This window comes from Bordetella sp. BOR01 (genome assembly GCF_019218885.1).
GTDB lineage: Bacteria > Pseudomonadota > Gammaproteobacteria > Burkholderiales > Burkholderiaceae_B > Bordetella_A.
Window position 1 is genome coordinate 1 of the sequence record NZ_JAHUWT010000029.1, and the last position, 255, is coordinate 255.

The 255-nt window shown below is 69.4% G+C and carries 1 protein-coding gene; it reads right to left on the reverse strand.

The genetic code is table 11. The annotated features are described in order from the left end of the window. Positions 1–255: TRAP transporter large permease subunit (locus KW845_RS29815; RefSeq protein ID WP_218372954.1), on the reverse strand; the 255-nt coding region annotated here is incomplete at both ends.

A 255-nucleotide genomic window follows, 5' to 3' on the forward strand; every position in this document is an offset into this window, starting at 1 on the left:
CCGACACCACCCCGGTGGTCGCCGCCAGCATCGCCCCCACCACCACCACCGCAATGGCCAGCCCCCCGCGCAGCGGGCCGAACACCTGCCCGATCGTCTCGAGCAGGTCTTCGGCCATGCCGGATCGTTCCAGCACCAGCCCCATCAGGGTAAAGAACGGCACCGCCAGCAGCGTGTCGTTGGCCACGATGCCGAACACCCGCTGCGGCAGCGCCTGGAACAGCGACGCGTTGAACAGCCCCAGCTCCATGCCCA